This is a genomic window from Klebsiella sp. BIGb0132 (genome assembly GCF_024810075.1).
Lineage (GTDB): Bacteria > Pseudomonadota > Gammaproteobacteria > Enterobacterales > Enterobacteriaceae > Klebsiella > Klebsiella terrigena.
On the sequence record NZ_JANUDW010000020.1, the window covers coordinates 1 to 15,077 of the forward strand.

The following is a 15,077-nucleotide window of genomic DNA, read 5'->3' on the forward strand; positions in this document are numbered from 1 at the left end:
TGACCAGCTTCGGCGAGTCCGCGCCGGCTGAGCTGCTGTTCGAAGAGTTCGGCTTCACCGTTGAGAACGTGGTCGCTAAGGCGAAAGCGCTGCTGTAGTTCTGAGCAACGCGCTTCGCGAAGGCATCAGAAGAATGAGCCGGGCTAACGCCCGGCTTTTTTGTTGCTGTTATTCCCGATGGCTGTCACGAGGCTGCATATTATTCCAGTGAAAATGTGATGTATGTCAGATTACACGCTTCTCGTACTGGACAAGCATTCCTTTTATTCCGCGTTTGGCTTATTCTAGCTGAAGCGTTTCAGTCGTATAAATGTTCGACAATTAATCAATCAGTCGCAGTTTGCGACGGGTAAGGTTTCCCTCCGGGCGTTGCTGGATTACTCTGTCAGCCACCTCACATCAGGGATAACCTTGCAGGAGACCTATGACCATACGCATTGCGATTAATGGCTTCGGTCGCATAGGACGCAACGTGGTTCGTGCTTTATATGAATCCGGGCGTCGTGCGGAAATTACCGTGGTGGCAATCAACGAGCTGGCGGATGCTGCGGGCATTGCGCACTTGTTGAAATATGACACCAGCCATGGGCGCTTTGCCTGGGACGTTCGCCAGGAGCGGGAGCAGCTTTACGTTGGCGATGACGTCATTCGCCTGCTGCACGAAGCTTCGATAGAGGCGCTACCCTGGCAAGAGCTGGCGGTGGATATCGTACTGGATTGTACCGGGGTTTACGGCAGCCGTGAGCATGGCGAAGCCCATCTTCAGGCTGGCGCGAAGAAGGTTATCTTTTCGCATCCCGGCGGTAACGATCTCGATGCCACCGTCGTGTTCGGCGTTAACCATGATGAGCTACGTGCAGAGCACCGTATTGTCTCCAACGCCTCCTGCACCACCAACTGCATTATTCCGATCATTAAGCTATTAGATGATGCCTGGGGCATTGAGTCAGGGACGGTAACGACGATCCACTCCGCCATGCACGATCAGCAGGTTATCGACGCCTATCATCCGGATTTACGCCGTACGCGTGCGGCCAGTCAGTCAATTATTCCGGTTGATACTAAACTTGCGGCGGGGATCGCACGTATTTTCCCTCAGTTTAACGACCGTTTTGAAGCGATTGCGGTTCGCGTACCGACGATAAATGTGACGGCGATCGACCTGAGCGTGACGGTGAAAAAACCGGTAAAGGCTAGTGAAGTCAACCAGTTGCTGCAAAAAGCAGCGCAGGGAACATTTCATGGTATAGTTGACTATACGGAATTACCGTTAGTCTCGACAGATTTTAACCACGATCCGCACAGCGCCATCGTTGATGGCACCCAGACGCGGGTGAGTGGGGCGCATTTGATCAAAACGTTGGTCTGGTGCGATAACGAATGGGGCTTTGCTAACCGGATGCTCGACACGACGTTAGCGATGGCCGCTCAAGGTTTCAGGTAAAGTGCGTGAGCGCTTGCAAAACTTTATGAATCAACGAGAGGATTCACCATGTCTGTAATTAAGATGACCGATCTGGATCTGGCTGGTAAACGCGTTTTTATCCGTGCCGATCTGAACGTACCAGTTAAAGACGGTAAAGTAACCAGCGACGCGCGTATTCGTGCTTCTCTGCCGACCATTGAGCTGGCTCTGAAGCAGGGCGCTAAAGTGATGGTCACTTCTCACCTGGGTCGTCCGACCGAAGGCGAGTACAACGAAGAATTCTCTCTGCTGCCGGTTGTTAATTACCTGAAAGACAAGCTGTCCAACCCGGTACGTCTGGTTAAAGATTACCTGGACGGCGTTGAAGTTGCCGCCGGTGAACTGGTTGTTCTGGAAAACGTTCGCTTCAACAAAGGCGAAAAGAAAGACGACGAAGCGCTGTCTAAAAAATACGCCGCGCTGTGCGACGTATTTGTTATGGATGCATTCGGTACTGCCCACCGTGCCCAGGCTTCTACCCACGGTATCGGTAAATTTGCCGACGTAGCCTGCGCCGGTCCTCTGCTGGCTGAAGAGCTGGACGCGCTGGGTAAAGCGCTGAAAGAGCCGGCTCGCCCGATGGTTGCCATCGTCGGTGGTTCTAAAGTTTCCACTAAGCTGACCGTTCTGGACTCCCTGTCTAAAATCGCTGACCAGCTGATTGTCGGTGGCGGCATTGCCAACACCTTCGTTGCCGCTCAGGGCCACAACGTGGGCAAATCCCTGTACGAAGCTGACCTGGTTGAAGAAGCTAAGCGCCTGCTGACGACCTGCGATATCCCGGTTCCAACCGACGTTCGCGTCGCGACTGAATTCTCCGAAACGGCGACCGCAACCCTGAAATCTGTTAACGACATCAAAGATGAAGAGCAGATTCTGGACCTCGGCGACGTTTCTGCACAGAAGCTGGCTGATATCCTTAAAAATGCCAAAACCATTCTGTGGAACGGCCCGGTTGGCGTGTTTGAGTTCCCGAACTTCCGTAAAGGCACTGAAATCGTGGCTAACGCCATCGCCGACAGCGAAGCGTTCTCCATTGCAGGCGGCGGCGATACCCTGGCTGCAATTGACCTGTTTGGCATCTCGGACAAAATTTCCTACATCTCTACTGGCGGCGGCGCGTTCCTCGAATTCGTGGAAGGTAAAGTACTGCCAGCAGTAGCAATGCTCGAAGAGCGCGCTAAGAAGTAAGTTTGTACAGGCGGGTAACACCGCCTGTTTTTCAAATTCTATTCAATTGTCGCTCTAAATAATTCGCGCTGCCGGAAGGCAGCGACACGGCGAACCCCGGCGGCTTATGCAAGTTAGCGGCGGCGGTAAGCGAGGAAAGCCAACGCACCGGCAGCACGAATTGTGACGAGCAGAAACGGCCGAAGATACAGGACTACGTAACATGTCTAAAATTTTTGATTTTGTAAAACCTGGCGTGATCACTGGTGATGACGTTCAGAAAGTGTTCCAGGTAGCTAAAGAGAATAACTTCGCACTGCCAGCGGTTAACTGTGTGGGTACTGACTCCATCAACGCCGTTCTGGAAGCAGCTGCAAAAGCTAAATCTCCGGTTATCGTTCAGTTCTCTAACGGCGGCGCGGCGTTCATCGCGGGTAAAGCGGTTAAAACCGACGTTCCTCAGGGTGCGGCAATCCTCGGCGCTATCTCCGGTGCACATCACGTTCACCAGATGGCTGAACACTACGGCGTGCCGGTTATTCTGCACACCGACCACTGCGCTAAGAAACTGCTGCCGTGGATCGACGGCCTGCTGGACGCCGGTGAAAAACACTTCGCCGCTCACGGCAAACCGCTGTTCTCTTCTCACATGATTGACCTGTCCGAAGAGTCCCTGCACGAAAACATCGAGATCTGCTCTAAGTATCTGGCGCGCATGGCCAAAATGGACATGACTCTGGAAATCGAACTGGGCTGCACCGGTGGCGAAGAAGACGGCGTGGACAACAGCCACATGGACGCTTCTGCGCTGTACACCCAGCCGGAAGACGTTGATTACGCGTACACTGAACTGAGCAAGATCAGCCCGCGTTTCACCATCGCTGCTTCCTTCGGTAACGTACACGGCGTGTACAAGCCGGGCAACGTGGTTCTGACCCCGACTATCCTGCGCGACTCTCAGGAATATGTTTCTAAGAAACATAACCTGCCGCACAACAGCCTGAACTTCGTCTTCCATGGCGGTTCCGGTTCTTCTGCTCAGGAAATCAAAGACTCCGTAAGCTACGGCGTGATCAAAATGAACATCGATACCGATACCCAATGGGCAACCTGGGACGGTATCCTGCAGTACTACAAAACTAACGAAGCTTACCTGCAGGGCCAGCTGGGCAACCCGAAAGGCGAAGACCAGCCGAACAAGAAATACTACGATCCGCGCGTATGGCTGCGCGCTGCTCAGACATCCATGGTGACTCGTCTGGAGCAGGCATTTAAAGAGCTGAACGCGATCGACGTTCTGTAAGAAAATTCTGTTTCTTGCCCTGAAGCCCGCTTAACTGCGGGCTTTTTCGTTTCCAGGCAAAAGGATATACCAGGGGGAAACTGTGATCGACTTGGCAAAACAGGCGCATATTGTTTACCCTTAACCTACCTGCCGTTTTGCAGGCCTGGTTTTTATTTCCCGCCCGGGTATTTATAAGGAATGTTAAATGGAAGATTTGAACGTTGCCGATAGCATACACAACGCCAGCTCGTGGCTGGTGCGTAATCAGGAGCTGCTCCTGAGCTATGCCGTCAATATCGTCGCGGCGATCGCGATTATTATCGTCGGGATGATCGTGGCGCGCATGGTGTCGAACACGGTTAATCGTCTGATGCTGGCGCGTAAGATTGATGCCACCGTTGCCGATTTTCTTTCCGCGCTGGTGCGCTACGCCGTTATCGCCTTTACCCTGATTGCCGCCTTGGGCCGCGTTGGCGTGCAGACGGCATCGGTGATCGCCGTACTCGGTGCCGCCGGTTTAGCCGTTGGTCTGGCGCTGCAGGGCTCGCTGTCCAACCTCGCCGCCGGCGTACTGCTGGTGATGTTCCGTCCGTTCCGCGCGGGTGAATACGTCGATCTCGGCGGCGTGGCCGGTACCGTGCTGAACGTGCAGATTTTCTCCACCACCATGCGTACTGCCGACGGCAAAATTGTGGTGATCCCGAACGGTAAAATCATCGCCGGTAACATCATTAACTTTTCGCGTGAACCGGTTCGCCGCAACGAATTTATTATTGGCGTCGCCTACGATGCCGATATCGATAAGGTGAAGCAGCTGCTGACCAATATTATCGAATCCGACGAGCGCATCCTGAAAGATCGTGAAAGGACCGTACGCCTCAACGAGCTGGGCGCGTCGTCGGTTAACTACGTTATCCGCGTCTGGAGCCAGAGCAGCGATCTGCAAAGCGTTTACTGGGATGTTCTGGAGCGCATCAAGCGTGACTTTGACGCCAACGGCATCAGCTTCCCGTACCCGCAGATGGACGTGCACGTGATCCGTCCGCAGGAGCAGGCGGAGTAGTTCAGCGCCCGCAGTCGATAAAGGCCAGCACCCGCTGGCCTTTAGCAGAACGCTACTATTAGCATCGCTTATTCATGATTAATATTATCAATTTCCTCTAATGATTTGTTCGCGCTATATTTCCCTGCATTAACGACCTCATCGGAAAAACCACTATGTTATCGTATTACTTTCAGGGGCTTGCCCTGGGAGCGGCTATGATTTTGCCGCTCGGTCCGCAGAATGCGTTTGTGATGAATCAGGGCATTCGCCGCCAGTATCATCTGATGATTGCGCTGCTGTGCGCGATTAGCGATCTGCTGCTGATCTGCGCCGGTATTTTTGGCGGCAGCGCGCTGCTGATGCAGTCGCCGTGGCTGCTGGCGCTGGTGACCTGGGGCGGCGTGGCCTTCCTGCTGTGGTACGGTTTCGGCGCTCTGAAAACGGCTTTTAGCGACAATCTGGAACTGGCGAGCGCGGAGGTGATGAAGCAGGGGCGCTGGAAAATTATTGTCACCATGCTGGCGGTCACCTGGCTCAACCCGCACGTCTACCTCGATACCTTCGTGGTGCTCGGCAGCCTGGGCGGGCAGCTGGCGGTTGAGCCGAAGCGCTGGTTTGCGCTCGGCACCATCAGCGCCTCGTTCCTGTGGTTCTTCGGCCTCGCCCTGCTGGCGGCCTGGCTGGCGCCGCGTTTGCGCACCGCCCGGGCGCAGCGGATCATTAACGTGCTGGTGGGCCTGGTGATGTGGCTGATCGCCGTCCAGCTGGCGAAAGATGGCTTTTTACACGTACAGGCCCTGGTCAACCAGGCTTAGTCCGATGGACTTTTCGCTTATACGCGTTAAGCTTGCTGGCATGCGTCCGTATATGGGCGACCAATGTAGATGGAGAAACGACAGTGAAGTTAAAGCTCATGGCCCTGGCGGCAGCAATCGGATTCAGCTCAATGGCAGCTCAGGCAAATGAATTGCCAAATGGTCCCCACATTGTGACCTCGGGTACCGCCAGCGTTGCTGCGGCGCCCGATATTGCGACCCTGGCAATTGAAGTTAACGTGGCCGCGAAAGACGCCGCATCGGCGAAAAAGCAGGCCGACGATCGCGTTGCGCAATACCTCTCTTTCCTCGAAAAGAACGGCATTGCCAAGAAGGATATCAACTCCGCGAACCTGCGCACCCAGCCTGACTATGATTACCAGAACGGTAAAAGCATCCTGAAGGGCTACCGCGCCGTGCGCACCGTCGAAGTGACGTTGCGCCAGCTGGACAAGCTTAACGGCCTGCTGGACGGCGCGCTGAAGGCCGGCCTGAACGAAGTTCGCTCGGTATCGCTGGGCGTTGCGCAACCGGATGCCTATAAAGATAAGGCGCGCAAGGCGGCCATCGATGACGCCGTGCACCAGGCGCAGGAGCTGGCTGCCGGATTCCACGGCAAGCTGGGCCCGGTTTATAGCGTGCGCTACCACGTCTCGAACTATCAGCCGAGCCCGATGGTGCGCATGATGAAAGCCGCCGATGCCGCGCCGGTTTCCGCCCAGGAAACCTACGAGCAGGCGACGATCCAGTTTGACGATCAGGTGGATGTGGTCTTTGAGCTGCAGCCAACCCAGCCGGCGGCGCCGGAGAAACCGGCCGCAGCGGCGCAGTAAGCCAGATGCAAAAAAGCCCCTTCAGCTGAAGGGGCTTTTTTTTATGCCCGAAATTTAGTCCTGGCGCAGCACCTTGTGCCCGTAAGCAATCAGCGCATCGGTGACCCGGCGCATCATCCGGCTTTCCGGCGCGAAGCGATGCCAGTAGAGCATCCGGCGCTGGAACAGGCCCGGCGTCAAATCGATAAGCTCGCCGCTGTTGAGCTCCTTTTCGATCTGCAGATGCGGGATCATACAGCAGGTGGTGCCCTGACGGGCGAGCTGCACAAAGGCTTCCGATGAGTTAACGATATGGCAAGGCACGCTGCCCGGCGGCAGATCGAAGTTCTGCTGCAAAAACGCCTGATGCATGTCGTCGAGATGATCGAAGGCGACTACCGGCGCTTTGAGCAGCGCCGAGCGGGTTACGCCGTTGGGAAAATAGCGTTGCGCAAACTCTTTCGAGGCGACAAACAGGTAGTCCAGCGCCCCGAGCTGATCGACCAGGCAGCTTGGCAGCGCCTGCGGCTGGATACTGACCGCCCCGACCACCTCACCGCGGCGCAGGCGCTCCTGGGTGCGGGTTTCGTCTTCCACCTGCAGATTCAGGCGAATAGGGGAGTCGGAAAGCACGCTGGAGAGCGCCGGCAGCAGCCAGGTCGCCAGGCTGTCGGCGTTCACCGCCAGCGACAGCAGCAGCGGCGTCGAGCCGGTTTGCTCATCGCCCAGCCACTCCTCTTCCAGCAGCTCAACCTGGCGCAGCAGGGCCAGCAGCTTCTGCCCCTGCTCGGTAGGACGCGGCGGTACGGTACGCACCAGCAGCGGCTGGCCGAACATGTTTTCCAGCTGTTTAATACGCTGAGAGACGGCGGACTGTGTAATGCATAGCTTCTGCGCGGCGCGCTCAAACCCACGTTCTCTTATCACCGCGTCCAGCGCTTGTAGTGTTCTGTAGTCCGGTCGTTTCATTGCTCTGGCGTACCCCCATAACTTTTCATTAACTTGCACTATGACATAAATTTCTTTTTGATGAAGACGAAAATAGTCTGCTCAGATGTGTGATCCCCGTCGCAGGGACAATAACACCCCCGATGTTCTATAATGCGCCTCAGGTATTCACATCTCGGACCATAATCATGACGCAAGATGAACTGAAAAAAGCAGTAGGCTGGGCGGCATTGCAGTATGTTCAGCCGGGCACCATCGTGGGTGTCGGCACCGGCTCCACGGCCGCGCATTTTATTGATGCACTGGGCACAATGAAAGGGCAGATTGAGGGGGCGGTTTCCAGCTCCGATGCCTCCACCGAAAAGCTGAAGGGCCTGGGCATTCCGGTTTTCGATCTCAATAGCGTCGACCGTTTAGGTATTTACGTGGACGGTGCGGATGAGATCAACGGCCATATGCAGATGATTAAAGGCGGCGGCGCGGCGCTGACCCGCGAGAAGATTATCGCCTCGGTTGCGGACAAGTTTATCTGCATCGCCGACGCCTCAAAGCAGGTCGATATCCTCGGCAAATTCCCGCTGCCGGTAGAAGTTATTCCTATGGCTCGTAGCGCCGTGGCGCGTGAGCTGGTGAAGCTGGGCGGCCGCCCGGAGTACCGTCAGGGCGTGATTACTGACAATGGTAACGTCATTCTCGATGTTTTCGGCCTCGAGATCCTCGACGCTATCGCGCTGGAAAATGCCATTAACGGTATTCCTGGCGTCGTGACGGTGGGTCTGTTCGCCAACCGTGGCGCCGATGTCGCGCTGATCGGCACCGCCGATGGCGTTAAAACCATCGTAAAATAATCCGTTCGGAGGGAGCGAATCGCTCCCTCGCAAATATTTTTTCTCCAGGCTGAATTTGGTGACTTCTGTCACATTTATGCAACTAGCCTGAGTAACAATCTACCTTTCTTTCCCTTTCTGGTTTTTTGTCCTGCTATTTCCCTCTGTGTGATATTTCTTCAGGACGTCGACGCAAACGTTCATATTGCTGCGATAGTTTTTTTTGATATGTTGCTGGGATGAAGTGTCGTTCTACACGACATCAGATAAGACAAAAACAGGACGGGGAAATGGCTAAGGTATCACTGGAAAAAGACAAGATTAAGTTTCTGCTGGTTGAAGGTGTGCATCAAAAGGCGGTGGATAACCTTCGCGCTGCAGGCTATACCAACATTGAATTTCACAAAGGCGCGCTCGATAGCGAAGCGCTGAAAGCATCGATCCGTGATGCCCATTTCATTGGCCTGCGCTCCCGTACTCATCTGACGGAAGAGATTTTCGCTGCTGCAGAAAAGCTGGTCGCCGTTGGCTGCTTCTGTATCGGTACTAACCAGGTCGATTTGAACGCGGCAGCCAAACGCGGTATCCCCGTCTTTAACGCCCCGTTTTCTAACACCCGCTCCGTTGCCGAACTGGTCATTGGCGAGCTGCTGCTGATGCTGCGCGGCGTCCCTGAAGCGAACGCCAAAGCGCACCGCGGCGTGTGGAACAAGCTGGCGGTCGGCAGCTTTGAAGCGCGCGGCAAAAAGCTCGGTATTATCGGCTACGGCCATATCGGCACGCAGCTGGGCATTCTGGCCGAATCGCTGGGGATGCACGTCTATTTCTATGATATTGAAAGTAAACTTACGCTTGGTAACGCCACCCAGGTGCAGCATCTCTCCGACCTGCTGAACATGAGCGACGTGGTGAGCCTGCACGTGCCGGAAAATGCCTCCACCAAAAATATGATGGGCGCGGAAGAGCTGGCGCTGATGAAGCCTGGCGCGCTGCTGATCAACGCCTCTCGCGGTACCGTGGTCGATATCCCGGCCCTCTGCGATGCGCTGGCGAGCAAGCACCTGGCGGGCGCGGCCATTGACGTCTTCCCGACCGAACCGGCCACCAACAGCGATCCGTTCACCTCGCCGCTGTGCGAGTTCGACAACGTGATCCTGACGCCGCATATCGGGGGTTCTACCCAGGAAGCGCAGGAAAATATCGGTCTGGAAGTGGCGGGCAAGCTGGCGAAGTACTCCGACAACGGCTCAACCCTTTCCGCGGTTAACTTCCCGGAAGTGTCGCTGCCGCTGCACGGCGGCCGCCGTCTGCTGCATATCCACGAAAACCGTCCTGGCGTACTGACCGCCATCAACCAGATCTTTGCCGCTCAGAGCATCAACATCGCGGCGCAGTATCTACAAACCACCCCGCAGATGGGCTATGTGGTTATCGATATTGAAGCCGAAGAGGATGTGGCGCAGCAGGCACTGCTGGCAATGAAGGCGATCCCGGGCACTATCCGCGCGCGTCTGTTGTTCTGATTCATATCGAGGATCCCTGCGGGGATCCCTTTAACCTATGCATAAATCACTACTGAATACCGGCGTTCTCCTCCTGCTGCTGATCCTTGCATGGACGGGATGGGGAACTCACGACCGCCTGACGTGGCTGATGGAAGTGACGCCGGTCATTATCATCGTTCCGCTGCTGCTGGCGACGCGTTCGCGCTATCCGCTCACCCCGCTCCTGTACACGCTTATCTTCTTTCACGCCATCATTCTGATGGTCGGCGGGATGTATACCTATGCCAAAGTGCCGATTGGTTTTGACGTGCAGGCGTGGCTTAACCTAAGCCGCAATCCGTACGATAAGCTCGGCCACTTTTTTCAGGGGCTGGTGCCGGCGCTGGCGGCGCGGGAAATCCTTATTCGCGGCGGTTACGTCCGCGGGCGCAAGATGCTGTCATTTTTGGTGTGCTGCATCGCGCTGGCCATCAGCGCGACCTACGAGCTGATTGAATGGTGGGCGGCGCTGGCGATGGGGCAGGGGGCGGACGATTTTCTCGGCACCCAGGGCGACCCGTGGGACACCCAGTCGGATATGTTCTGTGCGCTGCTGGGATCGCTGGCGACTCTCTTCCTGCTAAGCGGCTTGCATAACCGGCAGCTGAAGACGCTCGGCTACCAATAACCTACGCCCACTGCCACAGCTTTGAGGGCGTGATCACCGCGGGCAGCGGGATATCCCACTGCTCCGTCGGCAGTACGTCAACCTGCTGGCAATCGTGAGCATAGCCGACGGGCTGCAGAGGATACTGGCGCCAGTTTTGCAGCGTCCTGTCGTAAAATCCCCCGCCCATTCCCAGACGCTGGCCGAGCTCATCAAAGGCCACCAGCGGCGTAATCAGCACATCCAGCTGCGACAGCGGCAGCACGTCGCGCACGTCGAGCTTTGGCTCGTGAATTTTCAGGCGGTTTATCACCAGTTCGCTTTGCGGATGGTAGTGTAAAAACAGCAGGTTTCCCGGACTGAAAGGGTGGAGCACGGGGAGATAGACGCGTTTTCCCGCCCGCCACAGCTGCTCAATCAGCGGTCGGGTATCCAGCTCGCCGTCGAAGGAAAGAAACAGCGCCACGGTTCGCGCGAGGGTCACCGGCGGATAGGCCATCATGCGGTTCGCACCCAGCGCGGCAAAACTGGCCTGCTGTCCAGGCGTCAGCGTGCGTCGAAGCTGGCGGATGTGCTGGCGAATCTGCTGTCGGGTTGAGCGGGTATCAGAAATTTGGGTCATGAAAGATCGCCTGATCTGGCATTATCACGTCACGACGTGAGCCGGTTATGCATGTAGGCGTAGTGTAATACAGAGTAGGTGTAATGCTGAATCTGAAGTGGTGCGAAATGAAGCGCTAAAAGAAGGGAATCTCCGAGATGCCGCCGCAGGCTGTAACCCTTGAACCCTTGGTTCAAGGTGAATGCGTCGTCACAGTTTTAAGGCTTCTCGGACGAACCGAGCATGCTCACCAACCGTGGAGCGCCACATTCTTGTGGTATGAAATATCGGCTCAGGGGACTGGCCCGCTTGCAAACATCTCAGAGAAATTTTGTTCTTGCGATTACTCTAACACAGTTAATTGCAAAGTGTTATTCAAACTTTGGCCCGGTTCTTTCGCTTATGCGACCTTGCTCAAGCAACGCTTGTTCGATGGTCTGCTGAAGCATCCGAATACGCTGTTCCATACTGGAGGCGTAGTCGCGGGTTTTCGCTTTTTCCTGAGTTAACTCATAGCTGATGTTCAACGCGGCGATGAAGACCAGCTGCTCAGTATTTGTGACTCTAGTGCGTTCTTTTAAATCTTGCAACCGCTGATTCAGGTCATCAGCTGCCTGACTCAAGGCATCCCTTTGTTCAGGCGGGCAATTCACGCGAAGTGAACGGCCAAAAATTTGGAGATCGACGGGTTGTGCAGACATGCCACCTTCCTGCTGATTGACTGCGCGGCCTTCACGCCCATACCCGGGGCTACGAAGGGGCGACACTATAGCTACCCTGATGCGAAGGTACAAGCCCTATTCTGGTTCACCAGGGTCCAAAGTGGTAGCATATCATGAATATTCCTCCCAACGATGACGAATGCGCATGTCTATACAGAACGAAATGCCTGGTTACAACGCCGTAGACCAGTTACTGAACCAACAGGGCGTGGGCTTAACCCCGGCCGAAATGCACGGTTTGATCAGCGGGATCCTGTGCGGCGGTAATAAAGACAGCAGCTGGCAGCCGCTGGTGCACGACCTGACGAACGAAGGTCTCGCATTCGGCCACGAGCTGGCGCAGTCTCTGCGCAACATGCATTCCGCGACCAGCGACTCGCTGGAAGACGATGGCTTTCTGTTCCAGCTCTATCTGCCGGAAGGGGAGAACGTGACCGTGTTTGAACGCGCCGATGCGCTGGCCGGTTGGGTTAACCACTTCCTGCTAGGCCTTGGTGTGACTCAGCCGAAGCTGGATAAGGTCAAAGATGAAACCGGCGAAGCCATCGACGATCTGCGCAACATTGCGCAGCTGGGCTACGACGAAGACGAAGACCAGGAAGAGCTGGAGATGTCGTTAGAAGAGATTATCGAGTACGTACGCGTTGCCGCGCTGCTGTGCCACGAAAACTTCTCGCGCCAGCAGCCAACCGCACCAGAAGTACGCAAGCCGACACTACACTAATTACAATTTGTTGAGGGGGCGTCATGACACAGCAGGAATTTCTTTCTCGTCGCCAGGCGCTGTTAGCGCAGATGCAGCCGGGCAGCGCGGCGCTCATTTTCGCCGCACCGGAAGCGGTACGCAGCGCAGATTCAGAATATCCCTACCGGCAGAACAGCGATTTTTGGTACTTCACCGGCTTCAATGAGCCTGAAGCCTTGCTGGTGCTGATTAAAAGCGACGAAACCCATAACCACAGCGTGCTGTTTAACCGCGTCCGCGATCTGACGGCAGAGATCTGGTTCGGCCGTCGCCTTGGGCAGGAGGCCGCGCCCGCGAAGCTCGGCGTCGACCGCGCCCTGGCGTTCAGCGAAATTAACCAGCAGCTGTTCCAACTGCTGAACGGCCTTGACGCCATCTATTTTGCGCAGGGCGAATATGCCTACGCCGATAAAATCGTCTTCACGGCGCTGGAGAAGCTGCGTAAGGGCTCGCGCCAGAACCTGCAGGCGCCAAACTCCGTCATCGACTGGCGGCCGATAGTGCATGAGATGCGCCTGTTCAAATCGCCAGAAGAGCTTGAGGTGCTGCGCCGCGCCGGAGAGATCTCCGCCCTGGCCCACACCCGGGCGATGGAAAAGTGCCAGCCGGGGATGTACGAATACCAGTTGGAGGGCGAAATCCTTCACGAATTCAACCGTCACGGCGCCCGCTTCCCCTCCTATAACACCATCGTGGGCGGCGGCGACAACGGCTGCATTCTGCATTACACCGAAAACGAGTGCGAGCTGCGCGATGGCGATCTGGTGCTGATCGATGCCGGCTGCGAATACCGCGGCTATGCGGGCGATATTACCCGCACCTTCCCGGTTAACGGCAAATTTAGCCCGGCCCAGCGCGAGATTTATGACATTGTCCTCGAATCGCTGGAAACCGCGCTGACGCTCTACCGCCCTGGCACCTCTATTCAGGAGGTTAATCAGGAAGTTGTGCGGATAATGATCGTCGGCCTGGTGCGCCTCGGCATCCTTAAAGGGGATGTCGAAGAGCTGCTCGCCAGCAATGCGCACCGCCCGTTCTTTATGCACGGCCTGAGCCACTGGCTGGGGCTGGATGTACATGATGTCGGCCGCTACGACGCCGAGCGTTCGCGTATCCTCGAGCCGGGCATGGTGCTGACCGTTGAGCCCGGCCTGTACATCGCCACCGATGCCGACGTGCCGTCGCAGTATCGCGGTATCGGTATCCGCATCGAAGACGATATTGTGATAACCGCTGACGGCAATGAAAATCTCACCGCCGGGGTGGTGAAACGCGCTGACGATATCGAAGCGCTGATGGCGGCGGCGCGACGCTCATGAGCGTGCTGATCGTTGGCGGCGGAATGACCGGCGCGACCCTGGCCCTGGCTATCTCCCGGCTGACCGACGGCGCGCTGCCGGTCCATCTGGTAGAAGCGGCGGCGCCGGAATCATCGAAGCATCCAGGATTTGACGCCAGGGCGATTGCGCTGGCGGCAGGCACCTGCCAGCAGCTGGCGCGCGTCGGTATCTGGCAGGAGATCGCCGACTGCGCGACGCCGATCCAGCGCGTGCACGTCAGCGACCGCGGCCACGCGGGGTTCGTCACGCTGGACGCTCAGGACTATGGCCTGGCAGCGCTGGGCCAGGTCGTTGAGCTGCACGATATTGGCCAGCGCCTGTTTGCGCAACTGCGCGAGGCACCGGGTATTACCCTGCACTGTCCGGCAAAAGTAGAGAACGTCAGCCGCCGGGAGGAGAGCGTCAGCATCACCCTGGACAGCAGTGAAACTATCGACGGCAGGCTGCTGGTGGCGGCGGACGGATCGCGCTCGACGATCGGCGCCCGCTGCGGTATCAGCTGGCAGCAGCAGCCCTACCAACAGCTGGCGATTATTGCCAACGTCAGCACCGCTTTGCCCCACGAGGGGCGCGCCTTTGAGCGCTTTACCGAGCACGGTCCCCTGGCGATGCTGCCGATGTCGCAGGGCCGCTGTTCGCTGGTGTGGTGCCACCCTCAGTCCCGCTATGACGACGTCCTGAGCTGGTCGGACGAACGTTTTTGCCACGAGCTGCAGCAGGCGTTTGGCTGGCGGCTGGGGCGGATTACCCACGCCGGGGCGCGCAGCGTTTATCCGCTGGCGTTAACCACCGCCAGCCGCGCCGTTTCCCATCGCCTGGCGCTGGTCGGCAACGCGGCGCAGACGCTGCATCCCATTGCCGGGCAGGGGTTTAACCTCGGCCTGCGCGATGTGATGAGCCTGGCTGAAATTGTGGCCGAGGCCGGCGGGCGCGATCCGGGCGATTACGCCTTGCTTGAGCAGTATCAGGCGCGGCGAGCGGATGATAAGTCCGCGACTATCGGCGTGACCGATGGCCTGGTTCATCTGTTTGCCAACCGTTGGGCGCCGCTGGTTGCGGGGCGCAACCTTGGCCTGATGGCGATGGAATTATTTACTCCGGCGCGCGATGCGCTGGCGCAGCGTACCCTCGGTTGGGTCCCCCGTTAAGGA

15 protein-coding genes, 1 other RNA gene and 1 pseudogene are annotated in these 15,077 nt (G+C 56.8%); 13 read left to right on the forward strand and 4 right to left on the reverse strand.

Translation table 11 applies throughout. The annotated features are described in order from the left end of the window. The 7 genes and pseudogenes from M2416_RS27030 to M2416_RS26515 all read left to right on the forward strand — a co-directional run. A pseudogene (locus M2416_RS27030) lies at positions 1–98 on the forward strand (transketolase-like TK C-terminal-containing protein); the annotation flags it as partial. A 326-nt stretch (positions 99–424) separates the two neighbouring features. Continuing rightward, positions 425–1,444, forward strand: coding sequence for an erythrose-4-phosphate dehydrogenase (epd, locus tag M2416_RS26490; RefSeq protein WP_076948141.1), 1,020 nt, complete (start codon positions 425–427; stop codon positions 1,442–1,444). A 48-nt stretch (positions 1,445–1,492) separates the two neighbouring features. After that, positions 1,493–2,656 (forward strand): phosphoglycerate kinase, encoded by a 1,164-nt coding sequence (gene pgk, locus M2416_RS26495; RefSeq protein ID WP_076948140.1) that lies wholly within the window; start codon positions 1,493–1,495, stop codon positions 2,654–2,656. Positions 2,657–2,858: 202 nt separating this feature from the next. After that, complete coding sequence (fbaA, locus tag M2416_RS26500; protein ID WP_041147171.1) at positions 2,859–3,938, forward strand: class II fructose-bisphosphate aldolase; 1,080 nt, start codon at positions 2,859–2,861, stop codon at positions 3,936–3,938. 187 nt (positions 3,939–4,125) lie between these two features. Beyond that, positions 4,126–4,983 carry a small-conductance mechanosensitive channel MscS gene (gene mscS, locus M2416_RS26505; RefSeq protein WP_041147170.1) on the forward strand — a complete coding sequence of 286 codons (858 nt, stop codon included), beginning with the start codon at positions 4,126–4,128 and terminating at the stop codon, positions 4,981–4,983. Between the two features lie 155 nt (positions 4,984–5,138). After that, a complete protein-coding gene (gene argO, locus M2416_RS26510) occupies positions 5,139–5,780 on the forward strand; it encodes an arginine exporter ArgO (RefSeq protein ID WP_041147169.1) in 642 nt (213 codons plus the stop codon). A gap of 83 nt (positions 5,781–5,863) precedes the next feature. After that, complete coding sequence (locus M2416_RS26515; protein WP_076948139.1) at positions 5,864–6,613, forward strand: oxidative stress defense protein; 750 nt, start codon at positions 5,864–5,866, stop codon at positions 6,611–6,613. Positions 6,614–6,667: 54 nt separating this feature from the next. Here the strand turns inward: M2416_RS26515 and argP are convergent, their stop codons facing one another. Further along, positions 6,668–7,561, reverse strand: a complete 894-nt coding sequence (gene argP, locus M2416_RS26520; protein ID WP_041147167.1) for a DNA-binding transcriptional regulator ArgP — start codon at positions 7,559–7,561, stop codon at positions 6,668–6,670. A gap of 167 nt (positions 7,562–7,728) precedes the next feature. Between argP and rpiA the strand changes: the two genes are divergently transcribed. The 3 genes from rpiA (at position 7,729) to M2416_RS26535 (ending at position 10,539) form a co-directional block, all read left to right on the forward strand. After that, positions 7,729–8,388, forward strand: coding sequence for a ribose-5-phosphate isomerase RpiA (rpiA, locus tag M2416_RS26525; protein ID WP_041147166.1), 660 nt, complete (start codon positions 7,729–7,731; stop codon positions 8,386–8,388). A gap of 269 nt (positions 8,389–8,657) precedes the next feature. Next, a complete protein-coding gene (gene serA, locus M2416_RS26530) occupies positions 8,658–9,890 on the forward strand; it encodes a phosphoglycerate dehydrogenase (protein WP_041147165.1) in 1,233 nt (410 codons plus the stop codon). A gap of 37 nt (positions 9,891–9,927) precedes the next feature. After that, entirely contained in the window at positions 9,928–10,539 is a 612-nt protein-coding gene (locus M2416_RS26535; RefSeq protein WP_259227582.1) for a DUF2238 domain-containing protein, read from the forward strand. Position 10,540: 1 nt separating this feature from the next. On the opposite strand, the gene M2416_RS26540 is transcribed toward M2416_RS26535, so the two are convergent. From M2416_RS26540 to zapA, 3 genes are all read right to left on the reverse strand, one after another. Next, on the reverse strand, positions 10,541–11,140 hold the full coding sequence (locus M2416_RS26540) for a 5-formyltetrahydrofolate cyclo-ligase (protein WP_259227583.1): 600 nt from the start codon (positions 11,138–11,140) through the stop codon (positions 10,541–10,543). Between the two features lie 125 nt (positions 11,141–11,265). Then, a non-coding RNA gene (gene ssrS, locus M2416_RS26545) (6S RNA) lies at positions 11,266–11,449 on the reverse strand. 41 nt (positions 11,450–11,490) lie between these two features. Beyond that, complete coding sequence (gene zapA, locus M2416_RS26550; protein WP_041147162.1) at positions 11,491–11,820, reverse strand: cell division protein ZapA; 330 nt, start codon at positions 11,818–11,820, stop codon at positions 11,491–11,493. Positions 11,821–11,986: 166 nt separating this feature from the next. On the opposite strand from zapA, the gene M2416_RS26555 reads away from it, so the two are divergent. From M2416_RS26555 to ubiH, 3 genes are read left to right on the forward strand one after another with little or no spacing between them, the layout of a single operon-like run. After that, complete coding sequence (locus tag M2416_RS26555; protein ID WP_123551966.1) at positions 11,987–12,565, forward strand: YecA/YgfB family protein; 579 nt, start codon at positions 11,987–11,989, stop codon at positions 12,563–12,565. 23 nt (positions 12,566–12,588) lie between these two features. Next, positions 12,589–13,905: a Xaa-Pro aminopeptidase gene (pepP, locus tag M2416_RS26560; protein ID WP_259227584.1), complete on the forward strand. Its 1,317-nt coding sequence runs from the start codon at positions 12,589–12,591 to the stop codon at positions 13,903–13,905. Then, positions 13,902–15,074 carry a 2-octaprenyl-6-methoxyphenyl hydroxylase gene (gene ubiH / locus M2416_RS26565; protein ID WP_259227585.1) on the forward strand — a complete coding sequence of 391 codons (1,173 nt, stop codon included), beginning with the start codon at positions 13,902–13,904 and terminating at the stop codon, positions 15,072–15,074. Before pepP ends, ubiH begins: the two co-directional genes overlap by 4 nt. Positions 15,075–15,077: the final 3 nt, after the last annotated feature.

Excerpts from the sequence above, each read along its gene's own strand:
- mscS (WP_041147170.1), top strand. The coding sequence starts at position 4,126 with ATGGAAGATTTGAACGTTGCCGATAGCATACACAACGCCAGCTCGTGG.
- pepP (WP_259227584.1), top strand. The coding sequence starts at position 12,589 with ATGACACAGCAGGAATTTCTTTCTCGTCGCCAGGCGCTGTTAGCGCAG.
- M2416_RS26555 (WP_123551966.1), top strand. The coding sequence starts at position 11,987 with ATGTCTATACAGAACGAAATGCCTGGTTACAACGCCGTAGACCAGTTA.
- serA (WP_041147165.1), top strand. The coding sequence starts at position 8,658 with ATGGCTAAGGTATCACTGGAAAAAGACAAGATTAAGTTTCTGCTGGTT.
- epd (WP_076948141.1), top strand. The coding sequence starts at position 425 with ATGACCATACGCATTGCGATTAATGGCTTCGGTCGCATAGGACGCAAC.
- fbaA (WP_041147171.1), top strand. The coding sequence starts at position 2,859 with ATGTCTAAAATTTTTGATTTTGTAAAACCTGGCGTGATCACTGGTGAT.
- rpiA (WP_041147166.1), top strand. The coding sequence starts at position 7,729 with ATGACGCAAGATGAACTGAAAAAAGCAGTAGGCTGGGCGGCATTGCAG.
- pgk (WP_076948140.1), top strand. The coding sequence starts at position 1,493 with ATGTCTGTAATTAAGATGACCGATCTGGATCTGGCTGGTAAACGCGTT.
- M2416_RS26535 (WP_259227582.1), top strand. The coding sequence starts at position 9,928 with ATGCATAAATCACTACTGAATACCGGCGTTCTCCTCCTGCTGCTGATC.
- M2416_RS26540 (WP_259227583.1), bottom strand. The coding sequence starts at position 11,140 with ATGACCCAAATTTCTGATACCCGCTCAACCCGACAGCAGATTCGCCAG.
- ubiH (WP_259227585.1), top strand. The coding sequence starts at position 13,902 with ATGAGCGTGCTGATCGTTGGCGGCGGAATGACCGGCGCGACCCTGGCC.
- argO (WP_041147169.1), top strand. The coding sequence starts at position 5,139 with ATGTTATCGTATTACTTTCAGGGGCTTGCCCTGGGAGCGGCTATGATT.
- argP (WP_041147167.1), bottom strand. The coding sequence starts at position 7,561 with ATGAAACGACCGGACTACAGAACACTACAAGCGCTGGACGCGGTGATA.
- zapA (WP_041147162.1), bottom strand. The coding sequence starts at position 11,820 with ATGTCTGCACAACCCGTCGATCTCCAAATTTTTGGCCGTTCACTTCGC.